The following is a 20388-nucleotide window of genomic DNA, read 5'->3' on the forward strand; positions in this document are numbered from 1 at the left end:
CCCGCCGAAGGGCGGGCGCTCATCTCGCGGATATCGATCAGACGATCAGTTCATCGTCGGAATAACAAACTCCGCACCGTCCTTGACGCCGGAGGGCCAGCGCGACGTCACCGTTTTGGTCTTGGTGTAGAAGCGGAAGGCGTCCGGGCCGTGCTGGTTGAGATCGCCGAAGCCAGAGCCTTTCCAGCCGCCGAATGTGTAATAGGCGATCGGTACCGGGATCGGGACATTGACGCCGACCATACCGACCTGAACGCGGGCGGAGAAATCGCGCGCCGCATCGCCGTCGCGGGTGAAGATCGCAACACCGTTGCCATATTCATGGTCGCTCGGCAGGCGAAGCGCTTCCTCATAGTTCTCGGCACGCACGACCGAAAGGACCGGGCCGAAAATCTCTTCCTTGTAGATGCGCATATCAGGCGTGACATTGTCGAAGAGGCAGCCGCCCATATAGTAGCCGTTTTCATAGCCCTGCATCTTGAAATCGCGGCCGTCGACGACGAGCTTCGCGCCTTCCTCAACACCCAGATCGACGTAGCCTTTGACGCGGTCGAGCGCCTGCTGGGTGACCAGCGGGCCGAAATCGGCGGCGGGATCGGTCGACGGGCCGACCTTCAGCGCTTCAACACGCGGCGCCAGCGCTTCGACCAGCCGGTCGGCTGTCTGCTGACCGACGGGAACCGCAACCGAGATCGCCATGCAACGCTCGCCGGCAGAGCCGTAACCGGCGCCGACAAGAGCGTCCACGGCCTGATCCATGTCCGCATCCGGCATGATGATCATGTGGTTCTTGGCACCGCCGAAGCATTGCACGCGTTTGCCGTTGGCGCAGCCGCGGCTGTAAATGTACTGGGCAATCGGCGTCGAGCCGACAAAGCCGACAGCCTTGACGTCCTGATCATCGAGGATCGCGTCGACAGCTTCCTTGTCGCCATTGACGACGTTGAGGACACCCTCGGGCAGACCTGCTTCGATAAACAGTTCGGCAATGCGCATCGGAACACCCGGATCGCGCTCGGACGGCTTGAGAATAAAGGCATTGCCGACAGCGAGCGCCGGCGCGACCTTCCACAGCGGGATCATGGCCGGGAAGTTGAACGGCGTGATGCCGGCGACAACACCGAGCGGCTGACGCATAGAATAGACGTCGATGCCCGGGCCTGCACCGTCGGTGAATTCACCCTTCATCAGGTGCGGCGCGCCGATGCAGAATTCGACGACCTCAAGACCGCGCTGAATATCGCCCTTGGCATCGGGGATGGTCTTGCCGTGCTCGCGGGCGAGCAGTTCGGCAAGGGAATCATATTCGGCGTGGACAAGGTCCAGAAACTTCATGAGCACCCGCGCGCGTCGCTGCGGGTTCATCGCCGCCCATTCCGGCTGTGCAGCCTTGGCGTTTTCTATCGCGGCGCGCACTTCGGCCGCGCTCGCCAGGGCGACCTGACCCTGCACCGTTCCATCCATGGGCTGCAGCACATCGGCCGTACGCCCGCTGGTTCCGGCGACTGTTTTGCCGCCGATAAAATGTCCGATCTCACGCATTGAACACCTCCACAATTGACTGCCGGCATTGTGCGCTTTGGCCGGTGAAAATCAATGCGCAGACTATCGCAACCGTTGTGCGTATTTTATAGTTCAGTCCGAATGGATGTGCGGCAGGGCAGATTAATATGAACTGGGACGACGTCAGAATTTTCCTCGCCGTCGCGCGGGCCGGTCAAATCCTTGCCGCCTCGCGCCGGCTGGAACTCAACCACGCGACCGTCGGACGCCGGGTGAGCGCGCTGGAAGCGTCACTCGGCTCAAAACTGCTGATCCGGCGAACCAATGGCTGCGACCTGACGCCGGAGGGCGAAGCCTTTCTCCACGCAGCCGAACGTATGGAAGCGGAAATGCTGTCGGCGCGCGCCTCCGTCGGCATGACGGATATGGATGTTTCCGGCACGGTGCGGATCGGCGCGACGGATGGCTACGGAGTTTCGTTCCTGTCGCCGCGCCTCGGCAAGCTGGCGGCGCGCTATCCGGGCCTGAAGATACAGCTTGTGCCCGTGCCGCAAAGTTTTTCCCTGTCGCGCCGGGAAGCCGATATTCTGATTACCGTGGACCGGCCGGATGCCGGCCGACTGATCACCCGCAAACTGGTCGACTATACGCTGGCGCTCTTTGCATCGAAGACCTATGCCGCCGAACACGGATTGCCGGAAAGCGAAGAGGCGCTCAAACAGCACCGCCTTATCGGCTATGTAGAAGACCTCATCATCTCACCGCAATTGCACTACCGCTCCGAGTTCGCACGCAACTGGGAGTCGGATTTCGAGATATCGGCCGTCCTCGGTCAGGTCGAGGCGGTCCGGGCCGGCGCGGGCATCGGCATCCTGCACACGTTCCTTGCCCGGCCCCACAAGGACCTTGTTCCGGTCCTGCCGAAAAGACGCGTCGAGCGGAGCTACTGGATCGTCTATCACGAGAACCTGCGCGATATCCGAAGGGTCAAGGCCGTGGTTGATTTCATCGCGGAGGAGACGGATCAGTCGAGAGATAAATTCGTTTGATTTCCGGATCTTACTGCAGACTATGTTGCAGTGCAGCATTTTTATTGTGCGCAGAATGCTGCACTTATGCTGCGCAGCATTTTTGCAGCATTTCTACGAGAGACGGCTCTCGAAATCCTTGTAGGAAAAGGTTCGCACGACATCCAGTGTGTCCGTCGCACTGTCCCACAGGGCCAGCGCAGGAAGGTGCGTGCCGTTAAAGGTCGTCGCTTTGACCATAGTGTAATAGGCAAGATCCAGGAAAACGAGACGGTCTCCGACTTTCGGCGGGTTCTTGAAACGATAGGTGCCGATGATATCGCCTGCCAGACAGGTCGGGCCGCCGAGGCGGACGATGTCCGGGATATCCGGGCGTGGCTCTGTCTCTCGCGGCAGGGTTTGCGCGCCCAGAACGTCCGGCGTGAACGGCGCTTCGATGACATCCGGCATATGGCAGGTGGCCGATGTGTCCATGATCGCAAACGCGCCCACATTGGTGCTGCGGTCGAGCACCTCGGACACAAGCGCCCCAGCATGCAAGGCAACAGCAGTTCCCGGTTCGAGTATAACGTGGAGACCGGTTCGGGATCTGAATTCCTGTAGCCGACATATTAATTTATTAGCCGGGAAATTATCCTCAGTGACAAGCAACCCACCGCCAAGGTTGATCCAGTCAATGCTGCCGAAGAGATGTCCGCAGTTTGTTTCAACCGCATCCAGCATCCGGTCAAAGGCGTCATAGTCATGGTCGCACAACATGTGAATGTGAATGCCGGACAGGCCTTCAAGGTCTTCAGCCTTCAGCCCGGATGCCGGGGCGCCCAGCCTCGACCAGGGCGCGCAGGGATCATAGAGCGGGTTTTCCACTTCGTTGTGGCCGGGATTGACCCGCAGACCGAAGGACTTGCCCGGCCTTGCCTCCAGTCGGCCTCGAAAGCGATGCCACTGGCCCAATGAGTTCAAGATCAGATGATCCGCATGGGTCAGCAGTTCGTCGACATCCTCATCCCTCAGGCCCGGCACATAGGCGTGCATTTGACCGCCAAACCGGGTCTTGCCGAGACGGGCCTCATAGAGCCCGCTTGCAGCGGTTCCGGCAAGATATTTTGAAATCAGCTCCGCAACGGCGAAACAGGAAAAGGCCTTGAGAGCCAACAGGACCTCGGCACCGCTTTCATCAGCAACCCGTTTTAAAAGCTTGAGATTGTCCTCAAGCCGCACCAGGTCGATCACATGACAGGGGCTTGGCAGGTGGGACGTGTCGAGACGCACAAAATTGTGGTTGCCGACCACGTCACACCTCGGCCGGATAGGGCCAACTGCCGTCGAGCGGAAGCTCTTGCATTTGCCATGCAATTCCCACGTCCGGCATCAGCGCCATGAACGGATCAGGGTCGAGCTCCTCAACATGCACCATCGTCTGCGGGTTCCAGGTGCCGTTCGCGATCAGACGCGCCGCCGTGATCACCGGTATCCCGGTCGAATAGGAAATCGACTGGCTGCCGACCTCGCGGAAATTTTCCTGGTGATCGCAGTTCGACCAGATGAAAAAACGTTTCTCCTTGCCGTCCTTGCGCCCGCGCAGTTCGACACCGATGCAGATCTTGCCGGTATAGCCTTCCGCCAACGATGCGGGATCGGGCAGCAGCGCCTTGACCAGCCGGTTCGGCGCGACCTTCACCCCATCGACCTCGACGGGCACGGATGAGGTGAGACCAAGATTGTCCAGAACGTTGAAGACATTGAGATAATGTTCGCCAAATCCCATCCAGAAGGTGATGCGGTGCGTATCCGGGAAATTGACCGCCAGCGACTGGATCTCGTCATGGCCCATGGAATAGACCCGGTGCGTGCCGACCTCGGGCAGCGAAACATCCATCCAGTGCGAATGTCGCGGTATGGTTTTCCAGGCCTTGTCTTCCCAGGTGATCGCATCTTCGCGGATTTCCCGCAGGTTGATGTCGGCATCGAAATTGGTGGCGAAGTAGCGTCCATGGCTGCCGGCATTCACGTCGATGATGTCGATTGTGTCGATCTCGTCCAGAAGGTGCTTGCGCCCGTAAGCGCAGAAGATATTGACGACACCCGGATCAAACCCCATGCCGAGAAAAGCGCTGATTTTCCTCTCCGCAAATTTCGGCCGGCGCGGCCACTCGATATAGGAATACCAGGGCGCTTCAATGTTCTCGATAAACTCGTCCTCGGCCAGCGCCGTGTCGAGATAATTCGCGCCCGTTTCCAGACAGGCATCCAGGATCGTCCTGTTGCAATAGGATGAGGCGACGTTGAGCACGAGCCCGGCATCGAGATCGCGGATAAGGGCGATCATCTCATCAAGATTGCGGGCATCCAAGGTGCGCACCGAAAGCACCTGTTCGCCGCCGGCCCAGCGCCCGCAAATCTCGGTTGCGATGCGGTTCAGCTTGTCCGCATTGCGCGCCGCCAGGGTAATGGTTCCGAAATCATCCCGGAACTGGACCGCCTTGTTGGCGGTGACCTGACCGACGCCGCCGGCGCCGACAATCAACAGGTTGGGCTTTGCCATCACCGTCTCCCATAAGAAAATACCGAAGAGCCGTCAGGGTCTTTCGGGCAATTCCGAAATACCACCATTGCGACTTGACCATTCAAGCGGCGCGTTGAGGAAGGCCTCAACCTCCGTGTTGGTTTTCTCGTCGAAATAGCCGTTTTTCCGCGACAGCGCCAGCACGTCCCACCAGGTTGCGAGATAATGCAATTCCAGGCCGTTTTGCCGCAGCCGTTCCGGCGCATCCTTGAAGATGTCGTAGTAGAAGATCGCGAAAGTGTGATCGATGGTGGCCCCGGTTTTACGGATCGCATCGGCGAACTTGATCTTGCTTCCACCGTCCGTCGTCAGATCCTCGACGAGGATGACCCGGCTGCCCTCGGGCATCTCTCCTTCGATCTGCGCATCGCGCCCGAAGCCTTTCGGTTTTTTACGGATATATTGCATGGGCAGGCCCATGCGTTCCGATATCCAGGCGGCGAAGGGAATGCCCGCCGTCTCGCCGCCGGCAACGCCGTCAAAGCGCTCGAAGCCAGCCTCGCGCATGATCGTGCCGACGGCGAAATCCATGATCGCCGAGCGGATGCGCGGAAAAGAAATGAGTTTGCGGCAGTCGATATAGACCGGGCTCGCAAGACCCGATGTAAACGTATAGGGCTCGTCTGCGCGGAAATGGACGGCCTCGATTTCAACCAGCATCTTGGCGACCAGCTCGGCTGTCAGCGCCCTGTCGGGGTATGTATTTGTGAACATGAAAATTTCCTTCGTTTTCGCGCCTGCACTGCCTAGGCAACATCCCAGTAAAGCGGGAACATCGGATCGAAGACCGTCACTGGCCCGGATGCTGTCTCGATTCGCTCGGGATAATCGACCGGCTGTTGCCGTCTGACCAACCTGATCGTCTCCTCATTGACCGGTAGCCCGTAAAATCCCGGCCCGTTGAGCGACACAAAGGCCTCGAGCCGGTCGAGGGCGTCCTCCTCCTCGAAAACATGTGCGAGGCAAGACAGCGTATTGATCGACGAGAATACACCGGCGCAGCCGCAGGCGCTTTCCTTGTCAGTGTCGAGATGCGGCGCGGAATCGGTTCCGAGGAAAAAGCGCTTTTTTCCGGAGGTCGCGGCCCGGCGCAGCGCCAGCCGATGGCTTTCCCGCTTGGCGATCGGCAGGCAATAGTAGTGGGGCTTTATTCCGCCGACGAGGATGGCATTGCGGTTGATGATCAGATGGTGGGTCGTGATGGTGCCGGCGATGCCTTCCGGGCTGCTTTCCACATAGTCGATCCCGTCACTGGTGGTGATGTGCTCCATGATGATGCGCAGACCGGGAATGTGCTGCCTGATCGGATGAAGTACCCGCTCGATAAAGACAGCCTCGCGGTCGAAAATGTCGATCTCGCTGTCTGTCACCTCGCCGTGGACGCAAAGCGGCACACCGGCCTCCGCCATGCGTTCCAGCACGGGATAGACCGCCTCGATATCGCGAACGCCATTATGGGAGTTGGTGGTCGCACCGGCGGGATAGAGTTTGACCGCGCTGATCGTACCTCCTTGGAAACCGGAGACAACGTCTTCGGCTTGCGTGTCTTCCGTCAGATACAGCGTCATTATGGGCGTGAAACTGTCGCCCTCAGGAAGAGCCTTTTCGATGCGCTGACGATAGGCTCTGGCATCTGCCGTGGTCGCGACAGGCGGCACCAGATTGGGCATGACGATCGCGCGTGCGAAATGCCGGCTCGTATGCGGCAGCACCGATTCAAGCATGTCGCCGTCGCGAAGATGAAGGTGCCAGTCATCGGGTCGGCGGATTGTGAGTTCCTGCATGGGTGGCCCGTCTTTTTGGGGAGCATTCGGCGGCTTTGGAAGCGCGCGCGTTCCGCGATCTCCTTTACAAACAAATTGCGGTAAGAGCCAGAACGGAACACAGCTTTGTCCGTGTTTTCCGTTGTTTTTGCGCATGGGCGATTTTTCTGTCATCACCAATGTGTTGCTTCTATTGTAAGACCAATCCATCACAGAAGTTTTCAGGAGACCTTGCCGACATGAATGTGGACCTTCTTCGCCGTCTTTGCGAAACACCCGGCGTTCCGGGGCACGAGCACCGCGTCCGGGCATTGATTGAAGCCGAAGTCGGATCATTGTTCGATGAGATGGTTGTCGACCCGATGGGCTCGCTTTTGTGCAAACGCGATGCACGCAAAAAGGTGAAAGACCCGAAGAAGATCATGCTGCTGTGCCATATGGACGAGATCGGCTTTCTCGTCTCGCATATCACCGAAAAGGGTTTCATCTACGTTCATCCGGTCGGCGGCTTCGACCCCCGCAACCTTTTTTCGCGTCGCGTTCTCGTCTCCACCGACGATGGTGACCTGAAGGGCGTCATGAATCCGGGCGGTCGCCCGATCCATATCTCCTCGCCGGAGGAGCGCAAGAAGGTGCCGGAGGTGACCGAATTCGTCATCGACCTGGGGCTCGGCGAGAAAACGCGCGAACAAGTCAAGGTCGGCGATATGGTCACAATGGACGAGCCGCTCATCGAGATGGGCGACAAGATCGTCTCCAAGGCGCTCGACAATCGTGTTGCCTGCTGGCTCGGTATCGAGGCCATCCGTGCGCTCGGCAAGGTCAAGCATGGCTGCGAAATCCATGTCGCCTTCACCTGCCAGGAAGAGGTCGGGCTGCGCGGCGCGCGCACCGCTTCCTTCGCGGTCAAGCCGGATATCGGCATCGGGATCGACACGACGCTCGCCTGCGACACGCCGGGCGTTCCCGAACAGGACCGAACCACCGAACAGGGCAAGGGCTTCGGGCTGCATGTGAAGGATTCGAGCTTTATCGCCGACCGCGATCTTGTCGCCGATATCGAAGCCATCGCCGTGAAAAACAAGATCCCCTATCAGCGCACCATGCTGCGCGCCGGAGGCCAGGACGGGGCGGCGGCCCAGCAGGCCGCAGCCGGTGCGAGGGCTGTCGGTGTTGTCGTGGGAACACGTTACATCCACACGGTGACGGAGATGATCGACCGCGACGACCTGGAAGCCGCGCGTGACGTTCTGGCGGCCTATCTCAAACAGGCCTAGAGCAAGTCAGGCACCCCAGGTCTTTTGCAGCACGCGCAGCCAGTTCTCATGGCAGAGCTTGGCAAGCAGCGCATCGTCATAGCCATGCGCCCGCATGGCCTCGACAAGGTTCGGCAATCCCGATGCGTCACCAATCTCCCTTGGAACGATCGCACCGTCGAAATCCGATCCGAAACCGACGCGGTCCTCGCCAAGCACATAAATGAGGTGGTCAAAGTGGCGCAGCATCTGGGCAAGCGGGACATCGGAGAGCATGCGGCCATCCTCACGCAGGAAGGCCGCGGCGAAGTTCACGCCGACCATGCCGTCGCTTTCGGCAATTGCCTTGAGCTGACGGTCGGTGAGGTTGCGCACATGCGGGCAAAGGGCATGGGCGTTCGAGTGGGTAGCGACCAGCGGCGCGTCGCTGAGACGCGCAACGTCCCAAAAACCCTTTTCGGTGATGTGGGACAGGTCGATCATGATACCGAGTTCATTGCAGCGGCGCACCAGGCGCGTGCCCGCTTCGGTCAGACCGCCGCCGGTATCGGGTGATCCCGGAAACCGGAAAGGAACACCCTCTCCGAAGATCGTCGGACGACTCCAGACAGGACCCAGCGAACGCAGCCCGGCGCGGTACATGACCTCCAGCGCATGCAGGTCAGCATCGATCGCCTCCGCGCCTTCCATGTGCATGATCGCGGCCATGGTGCCGTTCTCAAGGCAATTGCGAAGGTCCGCAGCGTTCCGGCAGACCTTCAATGCACCCAGTTCCTCAAGCCGGAAGAGGATCGCCGTCTCTTCCATGCAGATCTGCAGCGCATTCTTGGGATTGGTCGCCGGCGGCAAAGCGATGTCGTATTGCGGCGCTTCCATGAGGGTCAGATCGTCGTCCAGATCCTCGATGGTCGGAATCCAGATGGCAAAGAAACCGCCGCCAAGATTGCCCGCCTTGGCCTTCGGCGCATCGATGTGACCCTTTACGCCGGCAAGAAACTTATCGGCCGCATCCACACCGCCGGCTTTCAGGGTTCGCGTCAGGACATCGTTGTGACCATCAAATATGCGCGTCGTCGGTATCATTTGCAGTGCCTTTCACCGGGAGCCGGACCTTTCCCTGCATTCACCAGCGCGGCGTCAAAATCAAGATCGATCTTGCCGGGATGATCAGGAGGCCGCGGCTTTCATCTGCTTATAGGCTTCCAGAGCGCGCTCGCGGGATGCTTTCAGATCAACGATCGGCAGCGGATAGGTATCCCCCAGGCGCACACCGGCCTCGGAAAGAACGGATTGCGGCGCATCCCACGGGTTGAACAGCCATTGGTCCGGCAAAGCGGCCAATTCCGGAACGAAGCGGCGCGTATAGGCTCCATCGGCATCAAAGCGCTGACCCTGCGTCACCGGATTGAAAATGCGGAAATAGGGCGCGGCGTCGGCACCGCAGCCGGCAATCCACTGCCAACCGGCGCTGTTATTGGCGAGATCGGCATCAACGAGGCAATCATAGAACCAGCGCTCGCCGGATCTCCAATCGAGCATCAGATTCTTGACAAGGAAGGAGCCGACAATCATGCGCACGCGATTGTGCACATAGCCGGTTTGCCAGAGCTCGCGCATCCCGGCATCAACGATCGGAATTCCGGTCTGGCCACGCTGCCATGCCTTCAAGGCCACATCATTCGTGTGCCAGGGAAAGGCTGAAAAGGATGCCTGAAGGTTCGTATCAGGCAGATCAGGAAAGTGATAAAGAAGGGAATGGGAAAACTCCCGCCAACCGAGCTCGGAACGGAAATGATCCAGATCGACCCCGCTGCCTGACTGCCCGGCCATATACCAGACGGCGTTGGGTGAGATTTCGCCGAAGTGCAAATGCGGCGACAGGCGCGAGACATTCGCACGGGCCGGAAAGTTCCTGCCTTCCTTGTAGTCTTCAAGTCCCTCTTCGAGGAACTCCTCAAGACGCGCGCGCGCGCCCTCCTCGCCGATCGTCCAGTGGCTGGCGAGCAATTCGTGCCACGGGATGGAAGGCAAGAGATCCAGGGCATCAAGCGACAGCGCGGCCGGATCGGTCAGCAGATCGGAAAGCTTCGGCGCGTCAAGAGGTTTGCGCGGCGCCGGCGCCTGAAGGCAGCCCTTTCTATAGAAGGGCGTGAACACACGATAGGGCGTCCCGTCGCCTTTCAACACCTCCCACGGCTCCCACAACAAAGATGCATTGTCGCTGTGCGCGGCAACACCGCGATCGGTGAGTGCCGATTTGATGGCCGTGTCGCGTTCAACCCGCCAGGGTTCGTAGCAGCGGTTCCAGTAGACGCCCGACGCCCGGTGGCGACCCACAAGCTCGGGAATGATCTCGCCCGCCCGGCCGCGATAGAGGTTGAGGCGGCCGTCAAGACTTTCGTTCAGCCGTGTGAGCGAATTGTGCAGCCACCAGCGGGATGCACCACCCGCCCTGTGGTCGCCGGCCGTTTCATCGTCGAGGATGAAGACACACAGTACCCGGCCCGCCTCGACGGCGCGCAGCAGCGCCGGATTGTCGGCAAGCCGCAAGTCCTGGCGAAACCAGAATATGACGTTTTCATCGGGCGCCGCCATCATGCCGGCACCCTCTGGCCGTCCCACGCAAAACAATGACCGCTGTCTTCCGGCTGGAGGCCGTCCAGCACATCCAGCAGCTTGTGCGCGGCAAAATCCGGTGTGAAGAGCTTACCCGGCTTAACGCCCGACTGGAACGGCCCGGACAGCGGGCTGTCGACGGTGCCGGGGTGTAGGCCGGCGACAATCATCTCAGGGTTCCGACGCGCCAGTTCGATGCTTGCGGTCTTGATCAGCATATTGAGTGCCGCCTTGGATGCGCGATAGCCATACCAGCCGCCGAGCCGGTTGTCGGAAATGCTTCCGACCCTTGCGGACAGCGCGGCGAAGACCGCGCGCCCATCGCGCCGCAAAAGCGGACCCACATGTTTGAGGATCAATGCGGGGATGACGGCATTTTCGAAATAAAGCTGTTCAAGCGCCGGGGCGGAGATATCGCGCAAGGCCTTTTCGGGCCGGATGGCGGCATCATGAAGCCGTCCGGTCGCAACGATCGCCAAATCAATGGGCGCGTGCCGCGAGATGGCGGCCGCGACATCCCCAAGCGAGGTCTCATCACGGTAGTCTGCCCGGTGCCAGTGCACACGGTTGTCCTCATGTGCCGCCCCGGAGCGGGTCACGGCATGAAGATAAACCCGTGGATGACGCGCAAGAATCTCGCGTACGAAGGCACCCCCGATCGCGCCGGAAGCTCCAAAAACGGCAATATGCGGTTCGCTTGTTCCTGACATTCATACCCTCTGCTTCGGCGACGTCAGATAGGCCGCTTCGCCGGACGATCAAGACCGCAGGCCGAAACGGTCCGAACGCTCAAGGCCTAGCCGGCCGATGCCCGGCAGTTTTATGGCAGGCCGAAACAGATCGATCCCGAGTGTCTGACCAAGAACATGCAGCTCAATTCCCTCAACGCGTCCGAACCCGATGCCGCCATAACCGGCAATGGAAATCTGCCAGCCCGTATTGGACGGCATTTCCATCACGGTCAGCCAACCGGAGGCATAGTCCTTGCCAATGGCAAGCGAAGGCAGGGAAACGGTGAGTTCCGGAACCTTGCGTGCGATCGCCGCGATGAAACTGTTGGAGTTCGGCCCTGGCCAAAGCGTATAGGATCCGTTGCCGGCATAGGGATAGGCCGCAATCGCCGCTTCGATCTGCGGGATCATCCGGGCGGCCACTGCACCGCGCGCCTCAAAGAGCAACTGGGGTGTGTTTCCGACCCAGCGCCCATCCGGCGGTCCGATGCTCCGGCGCAGCGCCCTGCCCCAGCCGATGACATCGTAGCGGGTATAGTCCGAAGCGCCTTCTTCCTTCGTCGCCAGCCATGTGTGCACACCGAAAATGCCGCGCCAGCGATAGGCGCGGGCGGCATAAACCTGAACAATGGCGGCTTTTTCCTCTGCCGGCTCAGGAGCAAGGCCCGAGGCCGAGCGGTCGGCGCTGCGCCAGTGCGGCTGCGGTCCGCTCAGCGCATAGATCGTCATCTGCGCAAAGAGCGGGGCGACGAAAGCCAGGACCAGGGCAAGAAACACATATTTCATATTCAGAAGGTTAGAAAACGGTTCTGCAGCATGCAAGCCGCGCGATTGATGTACGGCGTTGTTCACCATCAATTGATCTTTGTGAAGAATCCGACTTAATTTGTTGCGGCAGGGAGGCAGGCCATGGCGCAGATTTTGCAGCCGAGACAAATCGATATACTTGAAATCGCCCGGCGCGACGGCCGCGTCGAGGTGGACAGCCTTGCCGCGCATTTTGACGTGACGCCGCAGACGATCCGCAAGGACCTGAACGAGCTGTGCGATCTTGAAAAGTTGCAGCGCGTTCATGGCGGTGCGGTTTTCCCGTCAAATACGGTCAACGTGGCCTATCAGGCCCGACGCGACATGGCGTCGGAAGGAAAGGCGCGGATCGCAGCGGCAGCAGCCGAGATCGTTCCCAACAATTCGTCAGTCATCCTCAATATCGGCACGACCACGGAGCAGGTTGCCCACGCGCTGCGCCGGCATAGCGGGCTCATGGCGATCACCAACAATCTCAACGTCGCCTTCATCCTGTCGGAAGCCGAGGATGTCGAGGTCGTGATCACCGGCGGCATGGTGCGCAAGAGCGACCGCGGCATCATCGGCGCGGCAGCGGTCGATCTCATTCGTCAGTTCAAGGTGGATTTTGCCATTATCGGCGCATCGGCCATTGATGCCAGCGGCGAACTGCTCGATTTTGATTATCGCGAGGTGCGCGTTGCCCAGGCGATTATCGAACAGTCGCGCCGCAAGATCCTTGTCGCAGACCACATGAAGTTCCAGCGGCGCGCACCGGTGCAGATCGGCCAACTGGCCGATATCGACTATTTCGTCACCGATGCAGCGCCGCCGAAATCCATCATGCAGATATGCCGCGAGGCCAATGTCGAGCTGATCGTCGCGACCTGATCAGCCCTTTTGGATCAGCTGCCTTCAGAAAGGCAGTCGCGCATCGAGGTTGCCATATTGTGCAGCAATGTGGGGTAAAGCTCCGGACCATCCTCCAAGTTCGCGCCGAGCGGATCGAGCACGCCGGAAGCCGCTTCGGTTCCCTCTGTGACCGTGGCGACCAGCCTCGGCTCGAATTGCGGCTCCGAAAAGACACAGGTCGTTCCCAATTCGCCGATTTTCGCCTGGATTTCGCGAAGCCGCTCTGCTCCGGGCAGAACCTCCGGCGATACCGTTATCGAGCCGGCGGCCGCTACACCAAAGCGGTTCTCAAAATAACGGTAGGCATCATGGAAAACGATAAAGCCCTTGCCCTGAACCGGCTCGAGAATCTGTGAAATCTCAGTGGTCAGGCCATCCAGCTGGGCACTCAGGGCCGCGGCGTTTTCGCTGTACTTCGCAGCATTGTCAGGATCGGCGGCGCTTAGTGCTGCCTCGATCTCTACAACCAGCACCTTTGCATTTTCAGGGTCCAGCCAGATGTGAGGATCGAAGGAGCCATGGGCGTGATCGTCATGCCCGGCTTCCTCCGCATGGGCGTGATCCTTGTCGTGGTCGCCGTGATCGTGGTCGTCATGGGCTTTCGCCTTGGCATGATCGTGGTCGTCGTGATCATGGTCGTCATGGGCTTCCGCCTTGGCATGATCATGGTCATCGTGATCATGATCGTCATGGGCTTCCGCCTTGGCATGATCGTGGTCGTCGTGATCATGGTCGTCATGGGCTTCCGCCTTGGCATGATCGTGATCATCGTGATCATGACCGGCGTGATGGTCATGATCATGCCCTTCAAAGGCCCCACCCTCGCGGAAATCGATCTTTATGAGACCAGGCGTATCGGCGAGTTCCACGGACTTAGCCCCGGCGGCGATAGTCCCGACAGGTTTTTCGAGGAACGCCTCCAATCCCGGCCCGACCCAAAAAACGAGATCGGCCTGCTCCAAGTTGGCTGCCTGTGAGGGTTTCAACGCATAGGTATGCGGCGAGGCCGCACCCTCGACAATAAGTTCCGGAGTGCCGACACCTTGCATCACTGAGGCAACGAGGGAATGAACCGGTTTGATCGATACAACCACATTTGGTTCTGCCTGGGCAGCAATCGCTGTGCCACCCAGCATCGAAGCGGAAAGAAATATCTTCATCAAACGCATATCGGGACCGTTCCTCTAACCAAGCGTGCACGAATAGGCACGTCATGTTATATGATTACACAATTGCGTAATGGTATAACGTGTGCGATAAGCGCCCGCAACACCCGAACCATCAGTTTTTCAGGGTCCAGATCCACCGTGCTCGAAAACACCAATCCTTTGCTGTCTCTTAGTTCAGCCGGACTTTTCCGTGACGGCCGATGGCTTGTACGCGGCGTAGATCTTGAGGTGCGCCCTGGCGAGATCGTCACACTGATCGGGCCCAACGGATCAGGAAAATCAACGACGGCAAAGATGGCGCTCGGCATCATGAAACCGTCAGAGGGAGCGGCAAGCCGCCGCGACGGGCTTGTTGTCGGCTATGTTCCGCAACGGGTCTCCATCGACTGGACCTTGCCGCTCTCGGTCGAACGGTTCATGCGCCTGACAGGCAAGCTCGCCAAACGGGACGCGGACGATGCCATGGCTGCGACCGGCGTCGAGCACTTGAGGCGCTCCGAAGTGCGGACACTGTCGGGGGGCGAATTTCAGCGCGTGATGCTGGCGCGGGCGATCGCACGCAAACCGGATTTGCTGGTCCTGGATGAACCTGTCCAAGGCGTTGACTTCACAGGAGAAATCGCCCTTTACGAATTGATCGGCCAAATCCGCGACAAAATCCAATGCGGTATCCTGCTGATATCACACGATCTTCATGTCGTGATGGCAGCGACGGACCGTGTTATCTGCCTCAACGGGCATGTTTGCTGTTCGGGCACGCCGACCGCCGTCGCCTCAAGCGAGGCCTACCGTTCCTTGTTTGGCGGGCGGGCTGCCCCGGCGCTTGCCGTCTACGAGCACAGTCACGACCATACCCACCTGCCGGACGGACGGGTGCAACACGCGGACGGCACGATCACCGATCATTGCCATCCGGAAGACGGCCATCATCGCCACGGCGAGACGAAACAGGAGAAGGAACACAGCGATGCTGGATGATTTCTTCTCGCGCGCGCTGATCGCCGGTATCGGCGTCGCCCTGATCGCCGGACCGCTGGGCTGCTTCATCGTATGGCGGCGACTGGCCTATTTCGGCGATACGCTGTCCCATGCCGCGCTTCTGGGTGTGGCACTGGCGTTTCTGTTAGAGGTCAATATTACACTGACCGTTTTTGTGGTGTCGGCATTCATATCCATTGCGCTTCTGCTCCTGCAGAAGCGCGCCACGCTTTCCGCCGACTCCCTTCTCGGGCTGCTTGCTCACTCGGCATTGGCGCTTGGCCTCGTGGTGCTCGCCTTCATGAGCTGGGTGCGCCTGGATCTGATGGGTTTCCTGTTCGGCGACATCCTTGCTGTCTCGCGCAGCGACATCGCCGTCATCTATATCGGAGGCGCCGCGGTGCTCGGCGTGCTCGCGCTGGTATGGCGCCCGCTCTTTGCAGCAACGGTCAACAGGGAGATCGCCGATGCGGAGGGCACGCACCCTGAGCGCGCGAATTTTGTCTTCATGCTGCTGATGGCCGCCGTCATCGCCATGTCCATGAAAATAGTCGGCGTCCTCCTGATCACGGCCATGCTGATTATCCCGGCCGCAGCAGCACGGCGGTTTGCCACCGGACCTGAACAGATGGCCGTACTCGCGGCAGTGATCGGGGCGGCCTGCGTGATCGCGGGTCTCTTCGGCTCGCTTGAATGGGACACGCCCTCCGGCCCCAGCATCGTTGTGGCGGCGCTCGCCTTTTTCCTGATCAGCGTTTCGCCTATAGCCGGGGTTTTGCTGAAGCTGGTGCGTGCCGCACCCGTTTCTGATAAGGGGTAAATGATGGGTCACAGCGAACACGTCCATCCCGATCTTACCAAAAACCAGTCCCTGGTGATGGGAGCGCTGTCGCAGGCAAAAGTGCCAATGAGCGCCTATACGATCCTCGACCAGCTGCGCGAGGAGGGTTTTCGAGCGCCGCTTCAGGTCTACCGGGCACTCGACAAGCTGGTGGAATTCGGAATGGTGCACAGGCTGGAAAGCCTTAATGCATTCGTTGCCTGCAGCCATCCCAATTGCGAAAGCCATGAAACCATCGCCTTCACCATCTGCGAGATCTGCGGTCAGGTCAGGGAGCTTTCAGATGACGATCTTTCGGACCGGTTGGACGAAATCGCCGGCAAAGCCAATTTCGCGCTTAAGCGCTCCGTTGTCGAGCTGAGTGGCATTTGCCGGTCCTGCGGCGATCACTGAAATGGGTCTTGCGTGCCGGCCAGATCGTCAATGATCGGGCAATCCGGTTTGTCGTCGCCGTGACATTTGTCGGCAAGAGCCGTCAGGGTGCGGCGCAGCGAACCGAGTTCGGTCATCTTGCGATCAATTTCCTGAATTTTCGACGTCGCCAATGCTTTGACGTCGGCGCTTGCGCGGTTGCTGTCCTGATAGAGCGAAAGCAGTGAGCGGCATTCGTCGATGGAAAAGCCGAGGCTTCTTGCGCGCTGCACAAAGCGCAGCCGGTGCACATCCTTGTCGGAGTAATTGCGATAGCCGTTGGCGCTGCGCTCCGGCATAACCAGTTCGATATCCTCATAATAGCGGATCGTCTTGGCCGGCAGGTTGGATTGAAGCGCGGCTTCACCGATATTCATGGACCTTCTCCGGATTCAACCGCCTCAGCCAAGCGGGGTACGGCGCAGCCGCAGCGCATTGCCGATCACCGAGACCGATGACAGGCTCATGGCCGCCGCCGCAACCATCGGCGACAGAAGCATGCCGGTCAGCGGGTACAGGATGCCGGCTGCAATCGGAACGCCGGCGGAATTATACACAAAGGCAAAAAACAGGTTCTGTTTTATGTTGCGCATTGTCGCGAGCGCCAACCGCCGGGCCCTGACAATGCCGGTCAGATCGCCCTTGAGCAAGGTTATACCGGCGCTTTCGACCGCGACATCGGCTCCGGTTCCCATGGCGATACCCACATCGGCTGCCGCGAGCGCCGGAGCATCATTGACCCCGTCGCCGGCCATGGCGACCTTGTGACCTTGCGCCTGCAATGCCCTGATCAGATCACTCTTGTCTTCAGGCAACACGCCCGCCCTGATCTCGTCGATTCCAAGCGTCGAAGCCACAGCTTTCGCCGTGCGTTCATTGTCTCCTGTGGCCATGATGACCTTCAGTCCGGCCCGATGCAGCTCGTCGATCGCCCCAGCGGTCGTCTGCTTGATTGGATCGGCAACGGCAACGATCCCTGCCAATTCGCCATCGACCCCGACATACATTGCCGTCTTTGCCTCGGTGCCAAAGTGATCCACAGTCTCACGCGCCGAAGCGGTATCGATCCTCTCGCCGCTCATCATCGCCTCGTTGCCGAGCACGACCGTTTTTCCGGCAACGATGCCTTTGACACCCTTTCCGGTGACGGCCTCAAAATCGACAACATCGCCAATCTCGACACTGCGTGCTTGGGCCCCTTCGACAATCGCTTCGGCCAGCGGATGTTCAGACCCTTTTTCAAGCGCCGCAGCAAAAGACAGCACACCTGTCTCTTCATGTTCACCAAGGGCTATAACGTCGCAAAGAGCCGGGCGGCCCTCGGTCAGCGTCCCGGTCTTATCGACGACCAGAACATCGACCGCCGCCATGCGCTCAAGGGCTTCGGCCTGCCTGATGAGCACGCCCGTCTGCGCCCCGCGCCCGGTTGCCGTCATGATCGACATGGGTGTCGCAAGCCCGAGTGCACAGGGGCAGGCAATAATCAGCACCGAGACCGCAGCGACAATCGCATAGGTAAAGGCCGGGCTCGGGCCGAAGACAAGCCAGACAACAAAGGCAATGACCGCAACCGCCACGACGGTCGGTACAAAATAGGAGGCAACCTTGTCGGCCAATCCCTGGATCGGCGCGCGCGAGCGCTGAGCGGACGCGACCATGGCAACTATCTGCGACAGCACGGTTTCGTCTCCGACCCGGCTTGCCTCGACAATCAGGGTGCCGTTGCGGTTCAGCGTCCCGCCGGTGACCGCATCGCCAGCCGCCTTTTCATTCGGCACCGGTTCGCCGGTGAGCATGCTTTCATCCACCGCGCTCTGCCCGTCAACAACGGTCGCGTCGACCGGAACCGCTTCGCCGGGGCGAACACGCAGACGGTCGCCTTCGATGATGTTTTCCAGTGGCGCGTCATATTCGTCACCATCCGGCGTTATTCGCCGTGCCGTTTTCGGTGCGAGGTCAAGCAGTGCCTTGATCGCGTCGCCGGTGCGTTCACGGGCGCGCAATTCAAGCACCTGACCGACAAAGATGAGGGCAACAATGACAACCGCTGCCTCGAAATAAACGGGAACGTGCCCGGCGTGCGTGCGGACTCCTTCCGGAAACAGATCGGGCAACACTATTGCCGCCACACTGTAGATATAGGCTGCGCCGACGCCGATCATGATCAGCGTCCACATGTTCAGGTTCCAGGTTTTGACTGAGGTCCAGCCGCGATGGAAAAAAGGTGCGGCCGCCCATAGGACAACAGGTGTGGCAAGCAAAAACTCCAGCCAGAGCGAAACGGTCTCGCCGAGCCAGGTGCGCACCGGCAACCCGACCATCGGCCCCATTGTCAGGATGAGCAAGGGGATCGCCGCCCCAACGGCAATCCACAGCCGCCTGGAAAAATCGATCAGCTCATGATTGGGTTCATCGGATACGCCGCCCATCGGCTCCAGTGCCATGCCGCAGATGGGGCAGGTTCCGGGCCCGTCCTGAACGATTTCAGGGTCCATGGGGCAGGTGTAGCGCGTGTCGGCAGCCACCGGCTGCTTCTTTCTCGTGTTGTTTCCGGACAGATAGAAATAGGGGTCGGCCCCAAAACGGTCATGGCATTTCGGGTTGCAGAAATGATAGTCCTTTCCGCGATAGGAAAGAGTTGGTTTGCCCGCCGCCGGATCGACCGACATGCCGCATACCGGGTCCGTGTAGCCCTCATTGAGTGCATCAGCCTTGCGGCCGCCGCTGCCGCCATGGCGGCCTTCATCATTCACGGTCCGCTGTTCCATCTTTTCCTTCGCCCAAATCACTGACTGCAGCGGATATAAGGCTTCCAGCAACTGGAAGGTCAAGCGTCCTTGCACTTATCGTGGTTTTTTTGGAGGTCTTCTCAGGCCGGTGGAAGCGTCCGATTGAAGAACGCTAGAACTTGCGACCGCATGCGGGGCGTTTCAACGTGGCCGGTATCCTGATCGGTCAGAACCGTCAGGTCTCCGTTCTCCCCATAGACATGCAAAAGATGCAGCAGCGCCGGCTCCAGAGCCGAGGCAGGCGTCAGCGGATCCTGCAAGCCCGATGCGACGAGCTGCGGCCGCGGCGCGATGAGGGCGGCAACGTCCTGCATGTCACCGTGCCGCAACAGGCCCGGCACCGTCAGATATGGGGCATGCAGATCGTGCCCATCGGCTGCGATCAGGCCGGAGAGGCTGGCAAAGCCGCACATATGGGCACAGGCTGCAAAGTCGGGGCGCAGCGCAGCCAGCCAGAAGGACAAAAACGCCCCCATCGAAAAGCCCGCCACGCCGCAGGGAGCACCCTGTGCGACCGGCAGGAAGGCGAGCGAGTCCCGCACCAGGCAGAGGTCCGCCAGCATCTGTCCGAGGAGTGTCCCGCCATGCCAATGCAGCGCCTTTGCCAGTGCGCTTTCCGTTCCCTCATCAACACGCTCGCCAAAACCCGGCATGTCCGGGCAGACCACGATGTGCCCGGCTTCCGCCAGGGCAACGCCCAATGGCGGATCCAGCAGCGCGGGCCGGCCTTCAAGGCACTCAGCTTTGCCGATGTCGTGGCGATGTCCGTGGGCATGGCAGTAGATCAGGACGCTTCCGCGCCGTGCCGCGGCACGTGGCAGCAACACGACGGTCGGCACCATGCGGCGCCCGTCCGAGATCCCGACCTTCTGTACAGTCAGATCACGAAGCCTATAGTCTTCCTCGACAACAACCTCACCACCCTTCACCGGCGGCCGGTCGTATCCGAGAAGGGACCACAACGTGTCACGCGTCAATTGTGCCATGACAGGCTCATCTCATGCGCCAATGACCTTGTAAATGTTCGGGCGCGACGCAT

At 59.9% G+C, this 20388-nt stretch carries 19 protein-coding genes; 6 read left to right on the forward strand and 13 right to left on the reverse strand.

The genetic code is table 11. The features are described from left to right. Positions 1-45: 45 nt before the first annotated feature. Positions 46-1542: a CoA-acylating methylmalonate-semialdehyde dehydrogenase gene (locus OQ273_RS18030; protein WP_267992076.1), complete on the reverse strand. Its 1497-nt coding sequence runs from the start codon at positions 1540-1542 to the stop codon at positions 46-48. Positions 1543-1670: 128 nt separating this feature from the next. On the opposite strand from OQ273_RS18030, the gene OQ273_RS18035 reads away from it, so the two are divergent. Further along, complete coding sequence (locus OQ273_RS18035; protein ID WP_267992077.1) at positions 1671-2552, forward strand: LysR family transcriptional regulator; 882 nt, start codon at positions 1671-1673, stop codon at positions 2550-2552. 93 nt (positions 2553-2645) lie between these two features. On the opposite strand, the gene OQ273_RS18040 is transcribed toward OQ273_RS18035, so the two are convergent. From OQ273_RS18040 to pyrC, 4 genes are read right to left on the reverse strand one after another with little or no spacing between them, the layout of a single operon-like run. Further along, on the reverse strand, positions 2646-3824 hold the full coding sequence (locus OQ273_RS18040; protein ID WP_267992079.1) for a carboxynorspermidine decarboxylase: 1179 nt from the start codon (positions 3822-3824) through the stop codon (positions 2646-2648). 1 nt (position 3825) lies between these two features. Next, complete coding sequence (locus OQ273_RS18045) at positions 3826-5076, reverse strand: saccharopine dehydrogenase family protein (RefSeq protein WP_267992080.1); 1251 nt, start codon at positions 5074-5076, stop codon at positions 3826-3828. A 33-nt stretch (positions 5077-5109) separates the two neighbouring features. After that, positions 5110-5811: an orotate phosphoribosyltransferase gene (locus tag OQ273_RS18050; RefSeq protein ID WP_267992081.1), complete on the reverse strand. Its 702-nt coding sequence runs from the start codon at positions 5809-5811 to the stop codon at positions 5110-5112. Positions 5812-5843: 32 nt separating this feature from the next. Then, a complete protein-coding gene (gene pyrC / locus OQ273_RS18055; RefSeq protein ID WP_267992083.1) occupies positions 5844-6881 on the reverse strand; it encodes a dihydroorotase in 1038 nt (345 codons plus the stop codon). Positions 6882-7099: 218 nt separating this feature from the next. On the opposite strand from pyrC, the gene OQ273_RS18060 reads away from it, so the two are divergent. Then, complete coding sequence (locus OQ273_RS18060; protein WP_267992085.1) at positions 7100-8137, forward strand: M42 family metallopeptidase; 1038 nt, start codon at positions 7100-7102, stop codon at positions 8135-8137. Positions 8138-8143: 6 nt separating this feature from the next. Here OQ273_RS18060 and OQ273_RS18065 read toward each other — a convergent pair whose 3' ends face one another. From OQ273_RS18065 to OQ273_RS18080, 4 genes are all read right to left on the reverse strand, one after another. Next, positions 8144-9199: a dipeptidase gene (locus OQ273_RS18065; protein WP_267992087.1), complete on the reverse strand. Its 1056-nt coding sequence runs from the start codon at positions 9197-9199 to the stop codon at positions 8144-8146. Between the two features lie 84 nt (positions 9200-9283). Further along, the gene (locus OQ273_RS18070) at positions 9284-10714 is read right to left on the reverse strand and encodes a cryptochrome/photolyase family protein (protein WP_333781694.1); all 1431 of its coding nucleotides are present in this window, start codon (positions 10712-10714) and stop codon (positions 9284-9286) included. Then, a complete protein-coding gene (locus OQ273_RS18075; RefSeq protein ID WP_267992089.1) occupies positions 10711-11442 on the reverse strand; it encodes an SDR family NAD(P)-dependent oxidoreductase in 732 nt (243 codons plus the stop codon). Before OQ273_RS18075 ends, OQ273_RS18070 begins: the two co-directional genes overlap by 4 nt. A gap of 48 nt (positions 11443-11490) precedes the next feature. Then, positions 11491-12318 (reverse strand): DUF3750 domain-containing protein, encoded by an 828-nt coding sequence (locus OQ273_RS18080; RefSeq protein WP_267992091.1) that lies wholly within the window; start codon positions 12316-12318, stop codon positions 11491-11493. Between the two features lie 54 nt (positions 12319-12372). Between OQ273_RS18080 and OQ273_RS18085 the strand changes: the two genes are divergently transcribed. Then, positions 12373-13140: a DeoR/GlpR family DNA-binding transcription regulator gene (locus OQ273_RS18085; protein ID WP_267992093.1), complete on the forward strand. Its 768-nt coding sequence runs from the start codon at positions 12373-12375 to the stop codon at positions 13138-13140. A 14-nt stretch (positions 13141-13154) separates the two neighbouring features. On the opposite strand, the gene OQ273_RS18090 is transcribed toward OQ273_RS18085, so the two are convergent. Further along, positions 13155-14321, reverse strand: a complete 1167-nt coding sequence (locus OQ273_RS18090) for a zinc ABC transporter substrate-binding protein (protein ID WP_425602989.1) — start codon at positions 14319-14321, stop codon at positions 13155-13157. 147 nt (positions 14322-14468) lie between these two features. Here OQ273_RS18090 and OQ273_RS18095 point away from each other — a divergent pair, with 147 nt between their 5' ends. The 3 genes from OQ273_RS18095 to OQ273_RS18105 are packed head-to-tail and all read left to right on the forward strand — an operon-like array spanning position 14469 to position 16542. After that, positions 14469-15308: an ATP-binding cassette domain-containing protein gene (locus OQ273_RS18095; RefSeq protein ID WP_267992096.1), complete on the forward strand. Its 840-nt coding sequence runs from the start codon at positions 14469-14471 to the stop codon at positions 15306-15308. Then, positions 15298-16128 (forward strand): metal ABC transporter permease, encoded by an 831-nt coding sequence (locus tag OQ273_RS18100; RefSeq protein ID WP_267992098.1) that lies wholly within the window; start codon positions 15298-15300, stop codon positions 16126-16128. The genes OQ273_RS18095 and OQ273_RS18100 overlap by 11 nt, the downstream gene beginning before the upstream one ends. Continuing rightward, the gene (locus OQ273_RS18105) at positions 16129-16542 is read left to right on the forward strand and encodes a Fur family transcriptional regulator (RefSeq protein ID WP_276562335.1); all 414 of its coding nucleotides are present in this window, start codon (positions 16129-16131) and stop codon (positions 16540-16542) included. Here OQ273_RS18105 and cueR read toward each other — a convergent pair. The 3 genes from cueR to OQ273_RS18120 form a co-directional block, all read right to left on the reverse strand. Further along, a complete protein-coding gene (cueR, locus tag OQ273_RS18110; RefSeq protein ID WP_267992100.1) occupies positions 16536-16937 on the reverse strand; it encodes a Cu(I)-responsive transcriptional regulator in 402 nt (133 codons plus the stop codon). The genes OQ273_RS18105 and cueR overlap by 7 nt on opposite strands. A gap of 24 nt (positions 16938-16961) precedes the next feature. Further along, the gene (locus tag OQ273_RS18115) at positions 16962-19328 is read right to left on the reverse strand and encodes a heavy metal translocating P-type ATPase (RefSeq protein WP_267992102.1); all 2367 of its coding nucleotides are present in this window, start codon (positions 19326-19328) and stop codon (positions 16962-16964) included. Between the two features lie 101 nt (positions 19329-19429). Then, positions 19430-20335 carry an alpha/beta hydrolase family protein gene (locus OQ273_RS18120; protein WP_267992105.1) on the reverse strand — a complete coding sequence of 302 codons (906 nt, stop codon included), beginning with the start codon at positions 20333-20335 and terminating at the stop codon, positions 19430-19432. Between the last annotated feature and the right edge of the window lie 53 nt (positions 20336-20388).

It is taken from the genome of Hoeflea prorocentri, from assembly GCF_027944115.1.
Taxonomy (GTDB): Bacteria; Pseudomonadota; Alphaproteobacteria; order Rhizobiales; family Rhizobiaceae; genus Hoeflea_A; species Hoeflea_A prorocentri.